This window comes from Streptomyces sp., from assembly GCF_031178505.1.
GTDB classification, from domain to species: Bacteria; Actinomycetota; Actinomycetes; order Streptomycetales; family Streptomycetaceae; genus Streptomyces; species Streptomyces gulbargensis.
In genome coordinates this window covers 1-5,143 of sequence record NZ_JAPSIW010000521.1, presented here as the reverse complement: position 1 = coordinate 5,143, position 5,143 = coordinate 1, and the positions used below count along the sequence as shown (strand labels likewise).

Here is a 5,143-nt window from a genome sequence, read left to right as displayed (position 1 = left end):
CCGATGAGCACGGTGTTCAGGGCCGTCTGCTTGGAGAGGCCGACCTGCGTGGTCGCGTAGACCAGGATGAACGCGGTGATGACGTAGTAGGAGATGTTCTCCGCCATGCGGGCGCCCATCGCGATCAGCACGTCGCGCCAGTGGTGGCGCACCACCGCGACCAGCGGCATCTTCTCGACGGCCCCGGCCGCCGCCTTCCGCTCCTCGGCGGCGGCGAGCGCCGCCTTGAAGACGGGCGACTCGTCCACCGACAGCCGGATCCAGAGTCCGACGATCACCAGCACCCCGGAGAGCAGGAAGGGGACGCGCCAGCCCCACGACACGAACGCCGACTCCGACAGCAGCGCGGTCAGCGCCGACAGTACCCCGGTGGCGAGCAACTGCCCGGCGGGCGCCCCGGTCTGCGGCCAGGAAGCCCAGAACCCGCGCCGTTTCGCGTCCCCGTGCTCCGACACCAGCAGCACGGCCCCGCCCCACTCGCCGCCGAGCGCGAAGCCCTGCACCAGCCGCAGCGCGGTGAGCAGCAGCGGCGCGGCCGACCCGACGGTGGCGTGGGTCGGCAGCAGCCCGATCGCGAACGTCGCCCCGCCCATCAGGAGCAGGCTCAGCACGAGCAGTTTCTTCCGCCCGAGCCGGTCCCCGTAGTGCCCGAACACCAGCGCCCCGAGCGGCCGGGCCGCGAACCCGACGGCGTACGTCAGGAACGAGAGCAGCGTCCCGACGAGCGGATCCGACTCGGGAAAGAACAGCTTGTTGAAGACGAGGGCGGCGGCGGACCCGTAGAGGAAGAAGTCGTACCACTCGATGGTCGTACCGATGAGACTCGCGGCGACGATGCGCTTGAGGGAGCCGGGCGGGGTCGGGGCGGTTCTTGCGGCGGCCATGTGCACCACTTCCAGGCGGGTACGGGGACGTTTGCGTGTCGCCACACCGTAGGAAGGCGCAGGTCAGGGGCGTATGTGGTGGGACACCATAGTTCGGCCCCGCATGGTGCGCGCGGCCGCCATGAGAGTCTCGTGCGGGCGGTGAACGCGCCGACGTGGTGATCGCCCCGGTGCGGCCGCTGTTCCACGGGGTGGGGCGCGCGGCCGCCTGAATGTCGTGCCGGAACCCGGTCGGGCCCGCACCGATCAGAGCGGCCGCGGGCCCGATGCCGTGCGCGGCCCCACGCGAGGGCGGGGGCCGACGGCACACCGTCAGCACGCGTCAGGGAGCGGCGGCGGTGAGGTGGTAGGTGGTGTCGACCCAGAAGCCGTCGCCCGTGTCCGCCTTGATCTCCAGGACGTACTGTCCGGGGCTCAGCGGAGCCAGAGCGGACCACAGGCCCCACGCGACCCGGGGAACCGCTCCCGCGCGGAACCGCCGTGAGGTGTACTCGTGCAAGGGCAAGGGGGCCCCGTTCAGGAACGCCGTGGCCCGGGCGACGTTCATCACCGCCGGACGGGGCGAGAAGAGGGCGGGGCGCTGGGTGTTGAAGACGGGGAAGAAGACGGGGCGGTCCGCGGGTATGGAGCAGCGTCGGACGACCCGGCCGCCGTAGGTACCCGCCAGGAACCACACGTCGTCGGGCTGCCGCCAGCCCGCGAACTCACCGGTCCTGTCCAGCACCGGACTGCACGTGTCGGGTGCGGAGAGCGCCCACTGCCACCATCGCGCCGCGAGCCGGCCACCCTCGTCGGCACTCAGCTCCGGGCCGCCGCCCTGCCTCGTCACGCCACTCATCCCGCCCATTCCTCCACCCGTCGGCTGATGTCGAACGAGCGGACTGTATCCGTTGCTCCCGTCGGCCGAGGAATCGTTCCGGCGCCCCGGCCCACCTACCGGCGTGCGACTCACGCGGGGCGCCACCGCCACGGCTGGGCGACGCGGGCGTCCGGTACGCCGAAGGGCCGTACCCGCCGGTCGGCGGGCACGGCCCCTGGTGCCGTGGGGTCGCTGGTCGTCAGCGGCGGTAGGACTTCAGGAAGAGGGAATCACCGCTGTCGGTGTAGAGGTCCACGACGCCGTTGCCCGCGGTGTAGTCCTTGCTCTCCTGGCCTGCCCAGTCGTCGATCGGGCCTGCGGAGATGAGGGGCTTGAACCAGCGGGGGAAACCCTCGTAGGAGCCGAACTGGTAGGCGCGGCCCCGGGTGGAGTAGGGCTGGTAGGGCTGGTAGGGGCCGTTCTTGACGGTCTGTTTGGCCAGATCGTTGTTGAAGAAGACGTTCTGGGGGCCGCTGGAGCCGGACCATTTGACGGCCTTGTTGCCGGCGCTCCAGTAGATCGGCCACCAGGTGCCCTTGTCACCCGCGCCCCCTTCGCCGCCGCAATTGGCGGTGCAGCTGCTGGAGGAGTGGTTGTGGGGGACGTGGACGGTGTTGTTGTCGAAGAGGTTGCGGCGTTCCCAGCCGCCGTGGAGGTTGAGGTCGGAGTCGAAGTCGTTGGCGAAGGCGACGTTCCCGGAAGAGGACCACTGGAAGGTGAAGTGGCGCAGGTTGCGGGTGGTGTTGAAGGCGTAGAGGGAGTCCCAGACGCGGGAGCCGCGCAGGTAGCCGTTGCCGCCCTTGCCCTTGTTCCAGGCGCCGTCGAAGTGGTTGTTCTCGATCTGGAGGTTCTTGGCGACCTCGGTGACGACGGGGTGGGAGCCGGTCATCTCCCCCCTGACCCCGCGGACCCAGGAGTTGGCGGCCCATTTGAAGACGATGCCGTGCATGGCGGCGTCGGGAGCGAGGTTGCCGTAGTTGTGGGTGGCGCAGTTCGGGCCCGGGTCGGTGCAGGTGGCGGTCAGGCCGTCGGCCTGCTGGGTGAAGGTGAAGTCCTCGAACCCGACGTCCGTGATCATCTTGAGCGGGGTGACCTTGCTCGCGTAGACGGTGCCGCCGATCGGCGCGGAGCCGTCGGAGACGGAGTTCACGGGGACGTCGAACTCCAGCGGCTTGTCGAGGGTGATGACGCGTCGCGCGGTGTCGACGGAGGAGATGGTGAAGACCTGCTGGCGCATGTGCAGGTTGTCCAGGAGCCCTTCGTTGGCGGTGGTGTCGATCGCCTGTTCCGTGTAGAACTTCAGGCTGTTGGCGGCCCCGACCCACAGGTGGCCGCCCGGCTTGAAGACGGACATGTCGGCGGCGGCGCCGAGCTGCACGGTGTCACGGCCCTCACGTCCGGCGTAGCCGGGGGTGGAGGCGTCCTCGGCGAGCGTGACGCCCGACTCCCAGTGCTGGTTGACCGATCCCTCGAACAGGTCCCTGCGGTTCTCCGGAATCGCGGAGATGTCGCCGCACATGCGTTGGTGCTTGGCCGACACCTCACGTGTCTGCACGCGGAACAGGCCACGTCCTGGCCAGATCCACCCGCCGGTGCCGATGATCGAGCCGAGCTTGCCGGGGCATTCGTAGCGCATCGCGTCCTGGTCCCAGCGGCTGCCCTGGTAGAGGGTGTCGTACGTGGTCGCGGCGTCCGGCCGGAACACGATCCTGGTACCGCTGTCGGGCTTCGTGCCCTGGCCGCGGATGACCAGGTAGGAGGCGTCGACGGCCAGTTGCTTGCCGACCTGGACGGTGCCCCTGGGCAGTTCGATCGAGGAGAGCCTGCCGGGTGAGGCGGTGGGGGTGCAGGCGGTGCGGATGTCGTCGATGGCCTTCTGGATACCGGCGGTGTCGTCCCGGCCGTCGTCGGGCTTCACGTCGTAACGCCCGGCCAGGACCAGCGGAGTGATCCTGCAGCGCGGGTCGCCGGAGAGGGCCGAGTCGCCCGGCAGCGGTTCGCCGCCGCGGTACCCCGCCTTGCTCCAATCCGGCAGACCGCCGCCCAGATCGGTGCGACGGTTGGTCCTGGCGAGGGTCCGGTTCGCGGACTCCTGGAGGGTGAACTCCACCGTCTGCACGGTGGGCTGCGCGGAGCCGGCCGTGGACGTACAGCGGAACTCCCTGCCGCCGCCGTCGATCTGGCCGCTCGCCTGGGTCAGACAGCTGCTGAGTGCCTTCTGCCCGTAGGCGTTCGGGTGGACGGCTTCCTGCTTGTCGCCCTGGGATCCCCACGGCAGCAGCAGGTAGGGGACCCACCGCACCCACTCGGCCTTCGCCGCGGGCAGCGGGTCGGCCAGGGTGTTCGCCGCGGTGGCCTGCGAGGCACCGCTGTGGCACAGCTCGTGTCCGGCGAGGGCGTCCTGCACGTCGAGGAAGAAGGCGTCCCCTCGCCGTGCGGCGCTCCTGATCATCGTGCTGATCGCCGGGATGACCTCGTTGCGGGCCCAGGAGGCGTCCTCGTTGTAGAACGGGCAGCCGCCCGACGTGTAGCGCTCGTAGCTCTCCGTCGGGTAGCGCATGTGGGCGCTGTCGGCGATCGGACCCGCGTAGGACTGGGCCACCAGACGGTAGTACCTGCTGTCGTACCCCTGGGAACGCATGGCGGCGTGGATGCTGTTCATGGCCTCCACCACCTTGTCCTCGACCCCGGTGAGCCTGCCCCGGAAGGCGCTGTCCTGTCCGCCCTTGCAGGCTCCCGTACCGAGGATGAAGTGCTGTGCGCAGCCGGACACCATCCCGGAGAAGTCCAGGTCGTTACCGCCCACCGAAAGCACGATCGTCCTGACCCGGTAGTACCTCGCCAGGTCCTTGAGCTGCTCGACCTGGGGCCGTTCTCCCTTGAACCCGCTGCGGACCACGTGGTCCGTGGTCGCCCCCGAACAGGCCAGGTTGAACCGTCGCTCGGGCGGGATGCCGTCGATCTCGGCGCCGGCGACCTCCGACACCTCGGAGCGGTCGCAGCCGCTGCCCCCGTCGTACGAGGTGTCCCCGTAGACCTTGTGCGGGTCGTGCAGGCAACTGCTCTCGTCGGCGTTGCAGGCGGACGCGGCCCGGTCCGTACCCCAGGCGGAACCGGCGTTGCCGGTGTTCGCGTTCCCGGCCCACCGTCCGGCCTCGCCCGAGACGTAGCTGTCACCCATCGCCACCAGGGCCGTCGGCTTCTGCCGTACGGTCCAGACCACGACGGCGTTGTTTCCGACGCCGCCCTGCCGGTTGATCCTGAACGTGGAGAAGTCGGTGCCGTTCTCGTCGTAGCCGTTGGTGCCGACGAACGGGTTGTCCCAGTGCAGCTGTACCTGGCGGTTGTTGTCGCTCGTCGCCAGGCAGTTCTGGGTGACGTACCGGACGCGCCCCTCCGT

General features: G+C 69.7%; 3 protein-coding genes. All 3 read right to left on the bottom strand.

From position 1 onward, the window contains the following. Window positions 1-884: MFS transporter (locus tag RIF68_RS26775; RefSeq protein ID WP_309053867.1), on the bottom strand; the 884-nt coding region annotated here is incomplete at its 3' end. A 322-nt stretch (window positions 885-1,206) separates the two neighbouring features. Continuing rightward, window positions 1,207-1,722 carry a hypothetical protein gene (locus RIF68_RS26770; RefSeq protein WP_309053866.1) on the bottom strand — a complete coding sequence of 172 codons (516 nt, stop codon included), beginning with the start codon at window positions 1,720-1,722 and terminating at the stop codon, window positions 1,207-1,209. A 220-nt stretch (window positions 1,723-1,942) separates the two neighbouring features. Beyond that, a partial coding sequence (locus RIF68_RS26765) for a GDSL-type esterase/lipase family protein (protein WP_309053865.1) occupies window positions 1,943-5,143 on the bottom strand: 3,201 nt, incomplete at its 5' end.